This window comes from Paracidovorax sp., assembly GCF_057642795.1.
Map to the genome: position 1 here is coordinate 222,654 of NZ_JBXYZY010000021.1, position 16,699 is coordinate 239,352.

The window sequence follows — 16,699 nt, forward strand, 5'->3', positions numbered from 1 at the left end:
CAGTCGCGTGCGCTTCGCTGCGACCCGCTATCACGGCACGGGGCCAGTGTCCGAGTGCGTGCCGGCGTGGCGTTAGCCCAAATCAGCACGTCTCTTCAGCCCTCGCGCGGGGCGCTCCACAGGTGCTCGGCAAGGCGTGCAGATGGCGCGCCAAACTGGCGCGGGGCGGGTCGCTATCGCACCAACACCGTGCACAAAAAGCGCGCGGAAGGGGTTCGCAAGCGGAAGGGCGAGAGCGCAGAACACCTGGGGCCGCGGAGGCCGCGGCTCGGTGCGAGGGGGGTATCGCGGGCGCTGGCGGGGAGGAGAGCTGTGATGGATGCGGCCTGCGGATGGCGTGCAGGCCGCGGCGCGGGTGGCCCTCTCTCCCCTGAGGGCGCCAGCGCCATGCAGGGCGGTGCGTGGCTTGGCTTGGGAAGCCGCGGCAGCCGCCTTCAATGCCGATCGTTCACTCGGGCAGAAGCACGGTGACGACCTTTTCCTCGGTGTAGGCCAGGGCACCGGGCAAGCCGCCTTCGCGGCCAATGCCGCTGGTCTTGAGGCCGCCCCAGGGCAGGTTGGCATCCAGCGGACTCCAGCAGTTCACGCCCACGGCACCCACCTTGGCTGCAGCGGCCACGCGGTGCGCTCGCGCCAGATTACCCGTCCAGACGGTGGCCGCCAGGCCGTAGGCGGAGTCATTGGCCAGCGCGATGGCTTCCTCCTCGGTGTCGAAGGGAATGATGGTGCCCACCGGGCCGAAGATCTCTTCGCGGGCGATGGTCATCGTGTTGGTGGCGTTGGCGAAGATGGTGGGCTGCACGAACCAGCCCTTGTCTGGGTGCGAAACGCCTCCGGCCAGCAGTTCCGCCCCTTCGTCGATGCCGATCTGCACGTAACGGTTGACCCGTTCGAACTGCGCCTTCTTGGCCACGGGCCCCATCTGCACGCCAGGCTGACGCGGATCGCCAACCTGCACACCCTTGGCGGCCTGGGCCAGCGCAGCGGCGAAGCGGTCGGCGATGCCACGCTGCACCAGGATGCGCGAGCCCGCCGCGCAGACCTGACCCTGGTTGACGAAGATGCCCATGGCGCAGCCGCGCACGGCATCGTCGAAGCTGGCGTCGTCGAAGACGATCTGCGCGCTCTTGCCGCCCAGCTCCAGCGTGACGCGCTTGAAGAGCGGCGCGGCGATGCGCTGGATGGCGCGGCCCGCCTCCGGGCTGCCGGTGAAGCTGATCTTGGCCACATCGGGGTGTTCACAGAGTGCGCGGCCCACCACGTCGCCGTAGCCTGTGACCACATTGATCACGCCATCGGGAAAGCCCGCCTCCCGGGCGAGCTGGGCCAGGTGCAGCACCGATTGGGGCGTTTCTTCCGAGGGCTTCACCACCACGGTGCAGCCTGCGGCCAGCAGCGCGGCCAGCTTCCACACCGTGATCATCAGCGGCGAATTCCACGGAAGAATCGCGCCGACCACGCCGATCGGCTCACGGAGGGTGTACGAGAACGTGCGCTGGCCCATGTAGCCGGCCGTGGGAATGGTTCGTCCCTCGAGCTGATTGGCCCAGCCGGCCGCGGCGCGCAGGTTGGCGATGGCATTGGGCACGTCCATCATGCGCGGCTCCATGGGCGAGCGGCCGATGGCATGGGCGTCCATGTCCGCGAGCTGCTCCAGATCGCGCTCCACCAGGTCGGCCAGGCGTGACAGCAGGCGGCCCCGCTGGCTGCCGGCCAAGCGCGACCAGGCGCCGCCTTCCAGCTGTGCACGAGCGGCGGCCACTGCGCGGTCCACGTCGGCGGCGGTGCCGCGGGCGGCACTGGCGTAGGGCTGTTCGTCCACGGGGTTCACGAGCGGCATGCGGGCGCCGTCGGACGCCTCCGCGCTGGCGCCGCCGATGAAATGTTTCAGATGCTGGGTCATGGAATGCTCTGCCTTGCAAGAGTGGCCTGCCGGCGCCGGGGCCGCAGGCGGGTTGAACGAGCGACAGGCGGTTCTCTCCGAAGATGCCCGCCCATCGGCCGGGCGCGGTCGAGCCACCTCGCGCAAGCAGTGTGTTGGGGCGGGGCAGTGCCGCGTTAGCCCAAATAAGCAACCCGTCCGGTCAGACGATGCGCGAAGAAAGGCGAGTCTGGGTATGGTCCTTGCCTCATGAGAGCACCGCCGAACCCAGGCTGGGTGTGGAGGGCACGATCCCTGAAAAGAAGAGGGAGGGCGCGCGGGGCGCGGTCCGCTGCGCCGGGATGCCCCCTGGCGCGCCAAACAGGTGCGGGCGCCCCGGGTTTTCACTGGCGCGATCTTTGCATTGGGAATTGCACAATTTCGCCTATGTGGAAATTGTGCAAATTAAATGGCGTCCACGCCACCTCCCTGCGAAGGTGTCTTTCATGAAGAGCATCCATCATTTCGATGACGTTTACGCCCACGCGGCGTCGGTCCAGCACTGGGACCAGACCTACCACCAGATATCGGCAGGTACGCTCAACAGCTGCCTGGTGCAGTTCTCCAGCGACCGCTGTCACGTGTTCCGGGAGCAGATCAACCAGCGCGTGGTGCAGCACGGCAGGGCTCCGGCGGGGCAGGTCTGCTTCGCGCTGCCGCTGTCCGTGCCCGGCGCGATCCGGATGCAGGGGCGTGAGGCCGATACCAATAGTCTCTTCTTCCTTCGCGGCGGAGAGGAATTCATGTTTCACATGCCCACCGGCATGGACATGCTGGCCATCACCTTCGAGCGCGAGCTGTTCGAGTCAGCCCTGTCGCGTATCACTTCCGCGCGGGAGGTGGAAACCCTCTTGAGGCAGCCCGTGATCAAGCTCCCTGAGCAGCGCCTGGCCGCTTGCCGGGAGCGCCTGCTGGCGATGTTCTCCGAAGCGGTGGACTGCGACGATGCCGGCGCGGACCCGGAACGCGAAGCCGTTCTGGAGCAGGGCATGCTGCAGGAAATGCTGCAACTGATGACCGACCCCGCCTGCGACCGGCGCCAACGCAACGGCAGTTCCACGCAGAGCTTCATCGTCGAGAAATGCCACCGGCTGGCGATGTCCGAAACCCTGAACGCTCCCAGTGTGATGGACCTTTGCCAGCGGCTACAGGTGAGCCGGCGCACCGTGCAGAACAGCTTCCGCTCGGTGGCGGAAACCACGCCGGTGAACTACCTGCGCTCGGTGCGGCTCAACGGCGTGCGCCGCAGCCTGATGTCAACCCACCCTTCGGAGCTCTCGATCGGCGACGCCGCGGCGCGTTGGGGCTTCTACCACCTGAGCCATTTCGCGGCCGAGTACCAGGAACTCTTCGGGGAACTGCCTTCCCAGACGCGGCGGGTGGTGGCCACCTGGCAGTGACGGGCCCGCGTGGGGGAGGGCGCCCCACGGGGTGCCGATACGGGTTATCGACGCGCGCCGAGCCCTCCTAGACTGCGCTGCATCGCCGCTCCGGAACACCGGACGCCCGGCAACAGTCCGCTCCACTGGCAGTGCTGGCGCTTTGGGGGACTGTCAACGATCCTGGTAACACCAGGCTTTTGGAGATTCTCGAAATGCAAGTCTTGAATGCTATGGCGCAGCCTCGCGGGGATGGCCTGCCGGCTCGGTCGACCGACCTCCGCCGTGCAAGCCTGAGCGCGGGCGTCATCACGCTGCTGGTGATCTCCGCTGCCAGCCCGCTCAGCGTGGTGGCCGGCGGCTTTCCCATCGGCATGATGCTGGGCAACGGCGCGGGTACGCCCGCACTGGTGCTGCTGGCGCTGCTCATCCTGCTGGTCTTCGCGGCCGGTTACACGGCCATGGCCACCTGCGTCACCAACGCCGGCGGCTTCTACGCCATGATCGCGCGCGGCTGGAACGGGCATGCGGGTGGCGCCGCCGCCATGGTGGCGGTGCTGGGCTACGTCACGCTGCAGTTCGGCCTCTACGGCCTGCTGGGCGCGGTGACTTCCGAGGCGCTCGAGGCGCAGTTCGGTCTCGCTGTGCCCTGGTGGGGTTGTTCGCTGGCGGCCATGGCGACTGTGGCCGTGTTTGGCTACCGGCAGATCGACTTCTCTGCCAAGATCCTCGCGGCTTTCGTGGTGGCCGAATACGCGGTCGTGCTGCTGCTGGACGTGCTCATCCTGCATAAGGGGGGCGCACAGGGCATCGACTTGCAATCCTTCGATCCGCAGGCGATCGCGAGCGGCAACCCGTTCATAGGCCTGCTGTTCTGCTTTGCGGCCTTCATCGGCTTCGAATCGACAGCCATCTATAGCGAAGAGGCCAAGGACCCGAAGCGCAGCATTCCGATTGCGACCTATGGCGCGCTGCTGCTGGTGGGCAGCTTCTATTCGTTCTCGCTGTGGTGTCTGGTGCTGGGCGCTGGCAGCGGCGATGTAGTGGCCCGCATCACCGCACTGCACGACCCCACCCAGTTTCTCTACGTGATGTCCGATGGCTATGCCGGTGCCCACTTCACGAGCCTGCTGCGGGGCATGTTCATCGCCAGCATCTATGCCGGGCTGATCGCCTTTCACAACTCCACCGCGCGCTACTTCTACGCCATGGGGCGTGAAGGCCTGCTTCCAGCCTGCCTTGGCTGGACGCATCCGCGCCACAAAAGCCCGCATATGGCTTCGCTGCTGCAGACCGCGCTGTGCGCAGTGGTGGTGATCGGTTTCGCTTTGGTGGGCGCCGACCCGGTGCTGACGCAGTTCGCCTGGCTGAGCAACCTGGCGACGGTCTGCCTGCTGGTGCTGATGATAGGAACGGCGTTCGCGGTGGTGCGGTTCTTCCGAGCCGACACGCGAGGCTATGGCCGCATGCGCACCCAGGTACTGCCCGTTCTCTCGATCCTGGGCCTTTTGCTGGTGCTGTCGCTCGCTGTGCGCAACTTCCATGTGCTGACCGGAGCCAGCGGCCTCATCTCCGTGGCCTTGGTGGCCTTGGTGCCGTTGGCTGCTGCGTCGGGCTACCTGCTCGCACGGCGTCTGGGCCGGAGCCAGCCCGCTCGTTTTGCCAATCTGGGACAGGACCGGGTCTAGTGAGAGCCGTGATGGCTTGACTCAAACGCCGAGTGAGTGGCGTCGATGTGGGGAGAATTTGAACTCCACCGCAAAAAGCAGCTTATAATCTGAGGCTTAGCAAATTCAAGAATTTGGGTCGCTAGCTCAGTGGTAGAGCACCGCCTTCACACGGCGGGGGTCAGAGGTTCGACCCCTCTGCGACCCACCAAATTCTGTAAGAAAGCCCGCCCTGTGCGGGCTTTTTTGCGTTCTGAGGCCTGCAATGGCACAGCCCCTGCCTTCTTCAGCGACACGCCGCCTAGCGCTTGCGACAACAATCAACGCTTTCCAACGAGATGGCGGAGGCACGGCCATGGATCAGGTGGATAGCGTCGTGGTGGGCGCAGGCGTGGTGGGTCTGGCTGTGGCGAGGGCGCTGGCACTGCAGGGGCGCGAAGTGCTGGTGCTGGAGGGCGCCGGGGCGATCGGCACCGGCACGAGTTCACGCAACAGCGAGGTCATCCACGCTGGCATCTACTACCCGGCAGGATCGCTCAAGGCCCGGCTCTGCGTCGCAGGCCGGGACATGCTTTATGCCTACTGCGCTGAACGCCACCTGCCGCACCGCCGCTGTGGCAAGCTGATCGTGGCCACGTCGGCGGCCCAGATGCCCGCCCTGCAGCAGATCGAGCAGCGGGCCCGCGCCAATGGTGTGACGGATCTGGTCTGGCTGAGCCGCGACCAAGCCAGGGCGCTGGAGCCTCGGCTCGAATGCGTGGCAGCGCTGCTATCTCCGTCCACGGGCATCATCGACAGCCACGCCTTCATGCTCTCGCTGCAAGCCGATCTGGAAAATGGCGGCGGCATGGTGGTGTTACGTTCTTCCGTGGAGTCGATGCGCGTGCTGCAAGCGGGTGGCATCGTGTTGCGTATGGAAGATGGAACTGAACTCCAGGCCGGTCTGGTCGTGAATGCCGCAGGATTAAGCGCCCCCGCGCTCGCGCGCCGCTGCCAGGGGCTGACACCCGAAATAGTGCCCCGTGCTCACTACGCCAAGGGTAGCTATTTCGCCCTCGCGGTCGCCTCACCTTTCTCCCGCCTGATCTATCCGGTACCTGAAGCCGCCGGCCTGGGCGTCCACCTGACTCTGGACCTCGCTGGTCAGGCCAAGTTCGGTCCTGACGTTGAATGGGTCGAGGACCCGGACGACCTGCTTGTGGATCCAGGCCGAGCAACGGGTTTCTATGCGGAAGTGCGCCGGTACTGGCCGCAACTGCCCGACGGAGCCTTGTTGCCGGGGTATGCCGGCATACGGCCGAAGATCCACGGCCCCGGCGAACCCCCCGCTGACTTCATGATCCAAGGCCCCGCCAACCACGGAGTCGCGGGCCTGGTGAACCTGTTTGGCATTGAGTCGCCCGGCCTGACCAGCGCATTGGCCATCGGCGAGTGGGTCGCTAGCAAGGCGGTTCTTGCACCTGACTGATCCGGTGCAAAGTTATTGGAATGCCTGGGCTGGCGAAGGGCTGTGAGGAGCGTGCTCGCTCCTGGCTTGGCTAAGATAGGTCATCCGCCTACACCTCCTTGGCAGCCCGCGGATTACCTTTGCAACCTAATACAAGAAAGGGTTTTGTCCATGTCTTCTGCCTCCGAAACCGTCTCTACCGCCCAACGTGAACTGGACAAGCTGGTCACGGATCTGAAGGGTCTGCTGTCCAGCAAGGACCTCGATGGCGTTCCCGAAATCAAGCAACTCCGTCAGCGCTTGGACGATGGCATCCACTCCGTGCGTGACTCCGCTGTGCGCGTCGCGCAGGACGCCACGTACCAAGCCAAGGAAGCCGCTCGCGCTGCTGACCGCTACGCTCACGACGAACCCTGGCGCGTGGCCAGCGCTGCCCTCGCGGTCGGCGCCCTGGTGGGCTTCCTCCTGGCTCGTCGTTGATTGCCCAAGCCGGGCACCCCATCTGACTCGATGGAAACGCTGATGCAGGAGCGCCGCGCATGAACTGGATTGCCCTTCTTGGAATGGAAGGCTGGATCGCGCGCTGGCGCGCCAATGTCATGGAGGCCGCCATTGCCGCTGAAGATCGGCTGGATTTGGCTCGCCTCGAATGGGCCGACCAGAAGCGCCGGCTGGCGATGATGCTGGTGTTTACTGTGGCATTGGGCGGCATCACCGTGGTGGCGTTGACCATGCTGTCCATCGCCGTTCTGGTTCAGTTCTGGGATACGCCTCACCGCATCCTGTCGGCTTGGCTGCTGGCCGCTGGCTGGATCGTGATTTGGGCTGCAGTATTGGCCTGGTTGATTTCTGTGACGCGTAAAGCCGGCAATGCGTTTGCTTTGACGCGCCGCGAGATCGCCACGGACTGGCGACTGATCAAGGAGCGGTTGTGAGTATGGCCCCCTCTGAGAACCAAGTGTTCATCCCCGAGCCTAGCGTGGAGCAGCGCGAGGTGCTGGAACGCATTGAGCGGCAACGCGAGCGACTTCACGCTCGTCGGCTCGCTCAGCGGCAGGCGCTGGCCTTGCGGGAGGAACAGCAATCCATCGACCCCGAAGCGCCCTTGAGCGTCAAGCTCATCGCGTTCGCCCGGCTTCACCCGGTCGCGGTGGCGGTGGCGGCTGCTGCGGCGATCGTTGCAGGGCCATCGCGGCTGGTGCGCTGGGCCGGTATTGCCATGCCGTTGATCAGCAGGCTGCGCCGCTAGGCTGTCATATCTGCACGGGCATGGGTGGTCACCGCAAGCTGGTCACTTCTCCCCGATGAAACACAAAGGGCCGCTGGAAGCGGCCCTTTGTTGTTGGATCTGCCATCAGGGCGGCAGGCACCTGAGCCGGCCGTGCAGGACCGCCTTCACGCGCGGCTGTGCGGCAGAGCTCGGATGGCCTCGGCGCAGTGGGTGACCAGTGCGGGCCCTTCGTAGATGAGCCCAGTGTAGATCTGCACGACGTCGGCGCCCGCTTGGATCTTGCTCACGGCGTCGTCTGCGCTTAGGATGCCGCCCACTCCGACGATGGGAAAGGCAGGCCCGAGGGCTGCACGCAGCTGCGTGATGATTCGGTTGCTGGCTGCGAGCACGGGGGCGCCACTCAGGCCGCCGGTTTCAGTGCCGTGGGGCAGGCCCTGAACTGCGTCCCGGGCGATGGTGGTGTTGGTGGCGATCACGCCGTCCATGCCATGGCGCCGCAGCGTCGCCGCGATCACTTCGACCTGGTTCTCATCCAGGTCCGGCGCGATCTTGACGAAGATCGGCACGCGACGCGATGTGCCGTCTCCTCGCAGATGTCGCTGCGCCAGGGCTTCGCGGCGCTCGGCGATGGCGCCCAGAAGGGCATCCAGCGCTTCGTCGCTCTGCAACGCGCGCAGATTCTGCGTGTTGGGTGAACTGATGTTCACTGTCACGTAATCGGCATGGGCATAAACGCCATCCAGGCACGTGAGGTAGTCGCTCGTCGCCTGCTCAATGGGCGTACTGGCGTTCTTTCCAATATTGAGCCCGAGCAGCATGGGATGGGCCCGGCGCTGTTCACGGAAACGTGCCTGCTGCACGTTGTGCAGGAAAGCATCGAGCCCCTGGTTGTTGAACCCCAAGCGGTTGATGAGGCCGCGCGCCTGTGGCAGCCGGAACATGCGGGGCTTGGGGTTGCCGGGCTGGGGGCGTGGCGTCACGGTACCCACCTCGACGAAGCCGAAACCCATGGCGCAGAGGGCGTCGATGCAGCGCGCGTTTTTGTCCAGTCCTGCGGCCATGCCCACGCGGTTCGGGAAAGTCAGGCCCGCCAGTTGTACCGGATCGTCCACCGCAGGCTGCGCCCAGGCGTGCTGCAGGGGCGTTCGCTGGGCGCGGGCCAGCCAGTCCATCGTCAGGTCGTGCGCGGCCTCGGCGTCCAGGCGGAAAAGAAAGGGGCGGGCGATGGAGTAGGGGATGAGCGACATGGAGATAATTCGGGATTCACTCCCGATTCTCTCCCATGACGACACCTGCATCCCTCACTCAAGACGAACTCAAGACGCTGGTCGGCCAAGCGGCTCTCCAGTATGTGGTGCCCGGCGAAATCGTCGGCGTGGGCACGGGGTCCACTGTCAACAAGTTCATCGATGCGCTCGCATCCGTGAAGGACCGCATCAAGGGCGCGGTCTCCAGTTCCACAGCCAGCACCGAGCGCCTGCAGCAGCTGGGCATCCCCGTGTTCGATGCCAACGAAGTGGACTCCCTCTCGGTCTATATCGACGGCGCCGACGAGATCGACGGCAGCGGCTACATGGTCAAAGGCGGCGGCGCCGCGCTGACGCGGGAGAAGATCGTCGCGGCGCTGGCCAAGCGCTTCGTCTGCATCGCGGATGCGTCCAAGCGCGTCGAGGCGCTGGGAGGCTTTCCACTGCCTGTCGAGGTCATTCCCATGGCCGCCTCGCAGATCCAGCGACGATTCGCAGCGATGGGCGGCGAAGCCACCGTGCGGCTGAAGAACGGCAGCCCGCTGGTGACGGATAACGGTCAGCACATCCTGGACGTTCGGGGCCTCGTGATCCGCGATCCGCTGGCGTTCGAAACGGCTGTGAACCAGTGGCCTGGCGTGGTCACGGTAGGCGTGTTCGCGCATCAGCGCGCCCATGTATGCCTGCTGGGCACGGCGCAAGGCGTCGAGACGCTGACCTACTGACCGGACGAGGGCGGCAGGCTTTTTTCAGCACGACAGCTCGCCGGGTGCGGGGAGCTCCCGTCCTGGCACCGATCAGAAGCTGATGCCCGCCGGATTGGACGTAGGGGCCGCAGGCGCGGGCCGCGGCGCCGCGCTGCGGTCACGAGTCGCGGCCTCCGCGGGCACGGCCGGCTTCGCCGGTGCCGGGGCCGGAACCAGCGGCTGCGCCGGCGGCCTGCGGTAGTTTGCCGGGAGTTGCGACTGCTTGGGGTAACCGGCCGCATCCAGATACTGCGTCCACTCCGACTGGGCGAAGCCCGACAGTTGCTGCGCCCCGATGGTGCCGAAAGGCAGGCTGGTGGCGCCACTCATCCGTTTCAGCGCCTCGATGTCATCGTTCGATGTGACTGTGCGCTCTGAAAACGGCACCCCCCGGCCGGTCAACAGGCTCCGCGCGCTGGCGCAGGGGACACAGTCGGCGCTCGTGTAGAGGGTGACGGGAAAGCGCGAAGCCACCTGCCGCAATGCGTACGGCAGGTTGTCGTTGGCAGGGGATGAGGTCTGCCCACCGGTGGTTTCGGCGGTGGCTTGTGATTTCGCCTCCATCGGAGGCCGGTCGGAAAAGGTGATCCGCCCGTCGGGCCCCACCGACCGATAGACCTGCTGTGCGTACACAGCGCTGCCCATGCCGCTCAGCAGCAGCATCAGCGACAGCAGGGCGTTGGATGGAGCGGCGATCTTCATGCAGGGGTGTCCGAGGTTGAGGGCGGGCAGACTGCAGATTCGCTCACGCGGTCTCGGCGTGGGCCGTCATGCCCTGGTGGCGCAGCAGCGCATCCAGGCTGGGCTCGCGGCCGCGGAAGGCCTTGAAGGACTCCATGGCGGGCCGGCTGCCGCCGGCTTCCAGGATGGCTTCGCGGTAGCGGCGGCCCACGGCGGGGTCGGGCAGGCCGTCGGGGCCGGTGGCTTCCTCGAAGGCCGCATAGGCGTCCGCGCTCAGCACCTCGGCCCACTTGTAGCTGTAGTAGCCCGCAGCGTAGCCGCCCGCAAAGATGTGGCTGAAGGTGTGCGCCGTGCGGCTGAAGGCCGGCGGCTGCAGCACGGCCACTTCGGCGCGCACTTGGTCGAGCAGGGGCATGAAATCCTGGGAGGGATCGTGCTCGGTATGCAGCAGCATGTCGAACAGGGCGAACTCGATCTGCCGCAGCGTGGCCATGCCGCTCTGGAAGTTCTTCGCGGCGATCATCTTGTCAAACAGCGCGCGGGGCAGCGGCTCGCCGGTCTCGACGTGGGCGGTCATGTGCTTGAGCACGTCCCATTCCCAGCAGAAGTTCTCCATGAACTGGCTGGGCAGCTCCACGGCATCCCATTCGACGCCGCTGATGCCGGACACGTCGCGTTCGTTCACGCGGGTCAGCATGTGGTGCAGGCCGTGGCCGAATTCGTGGAAGAGCGTGATCACGTCGTCATGCGTGAGCAGCGGCGGCTTGCCACCCACGCCTTCGGCGAAGTTGCAGACCAGATGGGCGACCGGCGTCTGCAGCTTGCCGGTGTCGGGGCGCAGCCAGCGGGCGCGCACGTCGTCCATCCAGGCGCCGCCGCGCTTGCCCACGCGGGCAGGCTGGTCCAGATAGAACTGGCCCACCAGCTCGCCGCCGCGCTCGATACGGTAAAACGCGACGGCAGGGTTCCATACCGGGGCCTGGTCACGGCGGATGGCCACGTCGAAGAGGGTTTCGATGATCTTGAAGAGGCCGGCGAGCACCTTGGGCGCCGTGAAGTATTCCTTGACCTCCTGCTCGCTGAAGGCATAGCGCGCCTCCTTGAGCTTTTCGGAGATGTAGGGCCAGTCCCAGGACTGGGGCGCCGTGAGGCCCAGGTGCTCGGCAGCGAAGGTACGCAAATCGGCCACGTCCTGCTCCGCGAACGGTCGGGCGCGTTGCGCCAGGTCACGCAGGAAACTGACGACCTGAGTGGGCGATTCGGCCATCTTGGGCACGACGGAGACCTCGCCGAAGCTGCTGTAGCCCAGCAGCTGCGCCTCTTCCTTGCGCAACGCGAGGATCTCGCGGATCAGCGCACTGTTGTCGAAGCGTGCGGCATCTGCGCTGGCCTGGTCGGACGCGCGGGTGACGTAGGCGCGGTAGAGCGTTTCGCGCAGAGCGCTGCTGTGGGCGAACTGCATCACCGGCAGGTAGCAGGGCATCTTGAGTGTGAGCTTGTAGCCGTCTTTGCCCTCTGCCTGCGCCGCGGCGCGCGCAGCGTGCTGCACGTCGGCGGGCACGCCGTCGAGTTCATCGGCGCCAGCGTAATAGGCGAACGCATCGGTCGCATCAAGGGCGTTTTCACTGAACTTCTGGCTCAGCTCGGCCTGGCGCTCCTGGATCTGCGCGAAGCGTTCCTTGGCCGCGCCTTGCAGTTCCGCGCCCGAGAGCACGAAGTTGCGCATGGCGTTGTCCCACGCACGGCGCTGCTCGGGGTTGAGCGTGGCGGGGTCGATGGCCTTGTACTTGGCGTAGAGCCGCTCATCGGCGCCCAGGCGGGTCCAGAACTCTGTGACGCGGGGCAGTGCCTCGTTGTAGGCAGCGCGCAACTCGGGCGTGTCGGCCACGCTGTTGAGGTGGCTGACGGCACCCCAGGCACGGCCCAGTTCCTCGGTGGCGACGTCCAGCACGCGGGAGATTTCCTTCCAGTTGGCGGGGAAGTCCGGTGCGGTGACCGTTTCCAGCGCCGCTTCGGCGCGCTGCAGCAGCACGTCGATGGCCGGTGCGACATCGGCGGGAGCGATGCGGTCGAAGAGGGGGAGGTCGGAGAAGTCGAGGAGAGGATTGCTCATGCGAAGCATTGTGCGGCCGTGCCGCTGGGTTTCAATGACGTGGCGATAGAACCTGGCAATCGCGGCGATCGGCCGGGCAAGGGCCCGGCCGGCTGGGCGCTCACGCCGCTCAGGCGCCGCGGGCGGCGCGCTCGGCAGCTTCCATGGTGTTGACCAGCAGCATGGTGATGGTCATGGGGCCCACGCCGCCGGGCACGGGCGTGATCCAGCCGGCGACCTGTTTGACGCCCTCGAAGTCCACGTCGCCGCAGAGCTTGCCCTCGTCGTTGCGGTTCATGCCCACGTCGATCACCACGGCGCCGGGCTTGACCATGTCGGCGGTGAGCACGTTGCGCTTGCCCACGGCGGCGACGATCACGTCGGCCTGCAGCGTCTGCGCCTTCAGGTCGCGCGTGGCGCTGTGGCAGATGGTGACGGTGGCGTTCTGGCGCAGGAGCATCAGCGCCATGGGCTTGCCCACGATGTTGCTGCGGCCGATGACCACGGCATGCTTGCCGCGCAGGTCGTAGCCGATGGATTCCAGCATCTTCATGCAGCCGTAGGGTGTGCAGGGCCAGAAGCCGGGCATGCCGGTCATGAGCGCACCGGCGCTGGCGATGTGGAAGCCATCGACGTCCTTGGCGGGCGAGATGGCCTCGATCACCTTCTGCGCGTCGATATGCGCGGGCAGCGGCAGCTGCACCAGGATGCCGTGGATGGCGGGGTCGTTGTTCAGCGCTTCGACGCGTGCCAGCAGCTCGGCCTCGGTCATGGAGGCTTCGTACTTCTCCAGCACCGAATGCAGGCCGCTGTCTTCGCAGGCCTTGACCTTGTTGCGCACATAGACCTGGCTGGCCGGGTTGTCGCCCACCAGCACCACCGCCAGGCCCGGCGTGACGCCGCGGGCCTTGAGGGCGGCGGCGCGTTGGGAGACTTCGGTGCGCAGTTGGCGGGAGAGGGCGTTGCCGTCGATCAGTTGAGCGGTCATGGTCGAAAAAGGGTTGGCAGTAAGTAAAAAAGCCGCCTGGCGCTGATGCAGCGTGCGCAGGCAGCTATCAAAAAGTGAGTGGTTTCAACCGGGGCGATCAGACCTTGGCGGCCGTCGGGCCCAGTGCGATCTTGAGCAGGTCGGCCACGGTGTTGGCGCCCAGCTTTTCCATGATGTTGGCGCGGTGCGCCTCCACCGTCTTGATGCTGATGCCCAGGTCGTCGGCGATCTGCTTGTTCAGGCGCCCGGCAACGATGCGTTCGAGCACCTGCACTTCGCGGCTGGTGAGCTTGGAGAGCAAGGCGTCGCGGCTGGCGGCCTGCTGGTAGCCGGCGAAGGCTTCGCGGGCATGGTCGAGCATGCGTTCGACCAAGCCGACCAATTCTTCTTCGTTGAAGGGCTTCTGGATGAAGTCCAGCGCGCCCTTTTTCATGGTGTTCACGGCCATGGGTACGTCGCCGTGGCCGGTGATGAAGACGATGGGTAGCGGCGACTTGCGCTCGATCAGGCGGTCCTGCAGCTCGAGGCCGGTCATGCCGCCCATGCGGATGTCCACGATCAGGCAGGCCACCTCGCGAGGGTCATAGCGCGAGAGGAACGACTCGGCCGAATCAAAGCAGCGTACCCGATAGTCCTTGCCCTCCAGCAGCCATTGCAGGGAATCGCGGACGGCTTCGTCGTCATCGACGACATAGACGGTGCCTTTTTTCGGAATCAAGCTCATGCAACGGTCCTTGGGTTGGGCGTGTTTGCTATTGAATTCGTAGTGCCATCCGCAGGCTGGGCCAGCGGTAGCCAGAAGGAGAACCGGCATCCGGTCACCTCCGATCCATTGTAGATGTTCTCGGCCTGCATACGGCCATGATGCGATTCCACGATGCTGCGGCAGAGGTTGAGCCCGATGCCCATCCCTTCCTGCTTGGTGGAGTAGAACGCTTCAAACAGATGTTCCAGCACCTCGGGCGCGAGGCCCCGGCCCGTGTCCTGTACCGAGAACTCGATCACCTCGCGCCCTTCGACGTTACGCGGGAGCACGCGCAGTTCCACGCTGCGGCGGGCGGGCGGGCGTTGGGCGTTGGCGATGGATTCGGCGCCATTCTTCATCAGGTTGATGAGCACCTGCTCGATGAGGATGGCGTCCGCCATGACCTTGGGCAGCCGCGCGGCCACGTAGTGCGACAGCCGCACATTGTGGCGCCGCAGTTCGATGTCGGCCAGTTCGACGGCTTCGCTCACCATGGCTGGCACCTCGGAGAGGGTGCGGTTGGGCTCGCTGCGTTTCACGAATGCACGGATGCGCTGAATGATCTGGCCGGCCCGCTGGGCTTGATGCGAGGTTTTCTGCAGCGCAGAAAGCAGCGATTCCTCGGTGATCTGGCCGCTCTGAATGCGCGAGACCATGCCGCTGCAGTAGTTGTTGATGGCTGTGAGTGGCTGGTTGAGCTCATGGGCCACGCTGGAGGCCATCTCTCCCATGGTGATAAGCCGGCTGACCGACTGGGCGCGTTCGGCCTGGCGAGCGGCCTGCTCTTCGGCCAGGCGGCGGGGCGTGATGTCGGTGGCGATCACCATCTGAGCCAGCCGTCCGTCCACCCAGTTCAGGTATCGCGAGCGCACCTCCAGCCACTTGCCGAGGTCGGGCAGAAAGATTTCTGCGTTCTCGGATCGGGCGCTGGTCAGCGGGTCGGTGGGCAGACCCATCAGCCCGTCCTCGTCGTCCAGGCCGGTCGCCTGGTAGGCATCGCGGTTTGGCGGTACGCCGGCCTGCGCCACCAGTTGCAGGTGACCCGCTGTCTGCGAGCCGAACCACTGACGGTAGAGCTTGTTGGCGAAGAGCAGCTCTTCGCTGCCCAGCGGGGCGACCGACACCGACGCATCCAGCGACTCCAGCACGATGGTGAAGCGCTCGTGCGAGGCCGAGAGTTGCTCGCGCACGCGATTGGGCTCGGTGATGTCGGTCATCGACGTCATCCATCCGGTTTGCACCCCATGGGCATCGACCAGCGGGGAGACATAGAGACGGGCGTCGAACAGCGTGCCACTGCGGCGCTTGACGCGCACCTGGAAGCCGCCCGCGAAATGCTTGCCCGACATCTCGTCGCGCAGCTTGGCGTGCAGGTTCTCGTGGTCTGATTCGGGCCAGTAGGAGTAGGGCGGCATCTGCCCGACCAGTTCGGCCTCGCTCCAGCCCGTCATCTGGCAGAAAGCGGCGTTCACATAGGTAATGCGGCCGTGCATGTCGAGCGCCCGCATGCCGGTGAGGATGGAGTTCTCCATCGCGCGGCGGAAGTTGGTTTCGGCCACCAGGGCCTGCTGTGCCTGCATGCGGCGGCGGGTATGGCGCCATGTGGCGATGAGCAGCCAGGCCGTCGTGGCGCTCAACGTTCCCACCATCCAGAAGAGGCCGCTGCCCACCAGGCCGAGGGACGTGCGATAGGCCTGAGCCCGCAACAACAGGCCATTGCCTACGGGGGATACCGGCACTTCGTACTCATTGGCCGGAGCAGGCCAGGGCAGCAGGCCGGCGTTGCGCGGCGTGAGCGGCGTGCCCGCCAGCACTTGGCCGTTGCTGTCGAGCAGGGTGACGGCGTATCGCGCCAGCACCTCGGTGGGCATGCCGTAGCGCAAGAGGCTGTCGATGGAGTATTCGGCCAGCACCACGCCACTGAAGCGGCCTTGGGCCGCGAGGGGTACCTGCAGCTGCAGCAGGGGCGCGCTGTCTCCCGGCGTGGTGGTGGGCTGCGAATAGACGGGCTGCTGCAGGTCGCGGGCCAGGCTGAAGGTGTCGGCCGCGTCGCCGGTCTTCAGTTCTTCGCCTGCCACGCGCAACTGAGCCGTAGGCACCGTGGGGGCTGACTGGCTGGCGCGGATGCGGCGGCGCTCGTCCACCCACGTGATCACCTGCAGCTCGGGGTATTGACTGATGAGGGCCTCCGCACGGCTGTTGAAGTCGGCTCGCTCCAGGTCGTGGTTGGAGATGTCGCGCGCAATGCGCATGATCTGTTCCTGACGCTCCAGCAAGCGCAGGCGCACGCGCTGCTGGGAATATTCCACGTCGCGGCGAAGGGCTTCTTTCTCGCGCTCGACTTCCTCCATGCGCAAGTACCAGAAGGCCGCCACGATGGCTGCAAGGAACATCATCACAGCCGCCAGCGGGGCCACGGCTGCGAGTCGGTCCTGGCGGGTGGGCGACAGGCTGCGCCACCACCCCCTCCAGTAGCGGACGGGCATGTGGATCGCTGTAACGGGGGTGCCGGGCGCGTCAGCAGAGGCGGGTGAATCCATGGTGGGCGAGTGTAG

At 65.9% G+C, this 16,699-nt stretch carries 14 protein-coding genes and 1 tRNA gene; 8 read left to right on the top strand and 7 right to left on the bottom strand.

Annotation, left to right across the window (positions count from 1 at the left end; translation table 11 throughout):
- Positions 1 to 448: 448 nt before the first annotated feature.
- Positions 449 to 1,903, bottom strand: coding sequence for an aldehyde dehydrogenase family protein (locus tag AC3A84_RS07935; protein ID WP_487969047.1), 1,455 nt, complete (start codon positions 1,901 to 1,903; stop codon positions 449 to 451).
- A gap of 464 nt (positions 1,904 to 2,367) precedes the next feature.
- Here AC3A84_RS07935 and AC3A84_RS07940 point away from each other — a divergent pair, with 464 nt between their 5' ends.
- From AC3A84_RS07940 to AC3A84_RS07970, 7 genes are all read left to right on the top strand, one after another.
- Positions 2,368 to 3,321 (top strand): helix-turn-helix domain-containing protein, encoded by a 954-nt coding sequence (locus AC3A84_RS07940; protein WP_487969048.1) that lies wholly within the window; start codon positions 2,368 to 2,370, stop codon positions 3,319 to 3,321.
- A 194-nt stretch (positions 3,322 to 3,515) separates the two neighbouring features.
- Entirely contained in the window at positions 3,516 to 4,988 is a 1,473-nt protein-coding gene (locus tag AC3A84_RS07945) for an APC family permease (RefSeq protein ID WP_487969049.1), read from the top strand.
- 115 nt (positions 4,989 to 5,103) lie between these two features.
- Positions 5,104 to 5,178 (top strand) — tRNA-Val (locus tag AC3A84_RS07950).
- 144 nt (positions 5,179 to 5,322) lie between these two features.
- Entirely contained in the window at positions 5,323 to 6,435 is a 1,113-nt protein-coding gene (locus AC3A84_RS07955; RefSeq protein WP_487969050.1) for an NAD(P)/FAD-dependent oxidoreductase, read from the top strand.
- A 150-nt stretch (positions 6,436 to 6,585) separates the two neighbouring features.
- On the top strand, positions 6,586 to 6,894 hold the full coding sequence (locus AC3A84_RS07960) for an ElaB/YgaM/YqjD family protein (protein WP_092939343.1): 309 nt from the start codon (positions 6,586 to 6,588) through the stop codon (positions 6,892 to 6,894).
- Positions 6,895 to 6,953: 59 nt separating this feature from the next.
- Positions 6,954 to 7,349 (top strand): phage holin family protein, encoded by a 396-nt coding sequence (locus AC3A84_RS07965; RefSeq protein ID WP_487969051.1) that lies wholly within the window; start codon positions 6,954 to 6,956, stop codon positions 7,347 to 7,349.
- A 2-nt stretch (positions 7,350 to 7,351) separates the two neighbouring features.
- Positions 7,352 to 7,663: a hypothetical protein gene (locus AC3A84_RS07970; protein ID WP_487969053.1), complete on the top strand. Its 312-nt coding sequence runs from the start codon at positions 7,352 to 7,354 to the stop codon at positions 7,661 to 7,663.
- A 146-nt stretch (positions 7,664 to 7,809) separates the two neighbouring features.
- Here the strand turns inward: AC3A84_RS07970 and AC3A84_RS07975 are convergent, their stop codons facing one another.
- On the bottom strand, positions 7,810 to 8,892 hold the full coding sequence (locus tag AC3A84_RS07975) for a quinone-dependent dihydroorotate dehydrogenase (protein WP_487969055.1): 1,083 nt from the start codon (positions 8,890 to 8,892) through the stop codon (positions 7,810 to 7,812).
- A 35-nt stretch (positions 8,893 to 8,927) separates the two neighbouring features.
- On the opposite strand from AC3A84_RS07975, the gene rpiA reads away from it, so the two are divergent.
- Entirely contained in the window at positions 8,928 to 9,617 is a 690-nt protein-coding gene (gene rpiA, locus AC3A84_RS07980; protein WP_487969057.1) for a ribose-5-phosphate isomerase RpiA, read from the top strand.
- Between the two features lie 72 nt (positions 9,618 to 9,689).
- Here rpiA and AC3A84_RS07985 read toward each other — a convergent pair whose 3' ends face one another.
- The 5 genes from AC3A84_RS07985 to AC3A84_RS08005 form a co-directional block, all read right to left on the bottom strand.
- Complete coding sequence (locus tag AC3A84_RS07985) at positions 9,690 to 10,340, bottom strand: glutaredoxin domain-containing protein (protein ID WP_487969059.1); 651 nt, start codon at positions 10,338 to 10,340, stop codon at positions 9,690 to 9,692.
- A gap of 43 nt (positions 10,341 to 10,383) precedes the next feature.
- Complete coding sequence (locus AC3A84_RS07990) at positions 10,384 to 12,432, bottom strand: M3 family metallopeptidase (protein ID WP_487969061.1); 2,049 nt, start codon at positions 12,430 to 12,432, stop codon at positions 10,384 to 10,386.
- Between the two features lie 109 nt (positions 12,433 to 12,541).
- Positions 12,542 to 13,399 carry a bifunctional methylenetetrahydrofolate dehydrogenase/methenyltetrahydrofolate cyclohydrolase FolD gene (folD, locus tag AC3A84_RS07995; RefSeq protein WP_487969063.1) on the bottom strand — a complete coding sequence of 286 codons (858 nt, stop codon included), beginning with the start codon at positions 13,397 to 13,399 and terminating at the stop codon, positions 12,542 to 12,544.
- A gap of 97 nt (positions 13,400 to 13,496) precedes the next feature.
- Positions 13,497 to 14,123, bottom strand: a complete 627-nt coding sequence (locus AC3A84_RS08000) for a response regulator transcription factor (RefSeq protein WP_487969065.1) — start codon at positions 14,121 to 14,123, stop codon at positions 13,497 to 13,499.
- The gene (locus tag AC3A84_RS08005) at positions 14,120 to 16,684 is read right to left on the bottom strand and encodes a PAS domain S-box protein (protein ID WP_487969067.1); all 2,565 of its coding nucleotides are present in this window, start codon (positions 16,682 to 16,684) and stop codon (positions 14,120 to 14,122) included. The genes AC3A84_RS08000 and AC3A84_RS08005 overlap by 4 nt, the downstream gene beginning before the upstream one ends.
- Positions 16,685 to 16,699 lie beyond the last annotated feature (15 nt).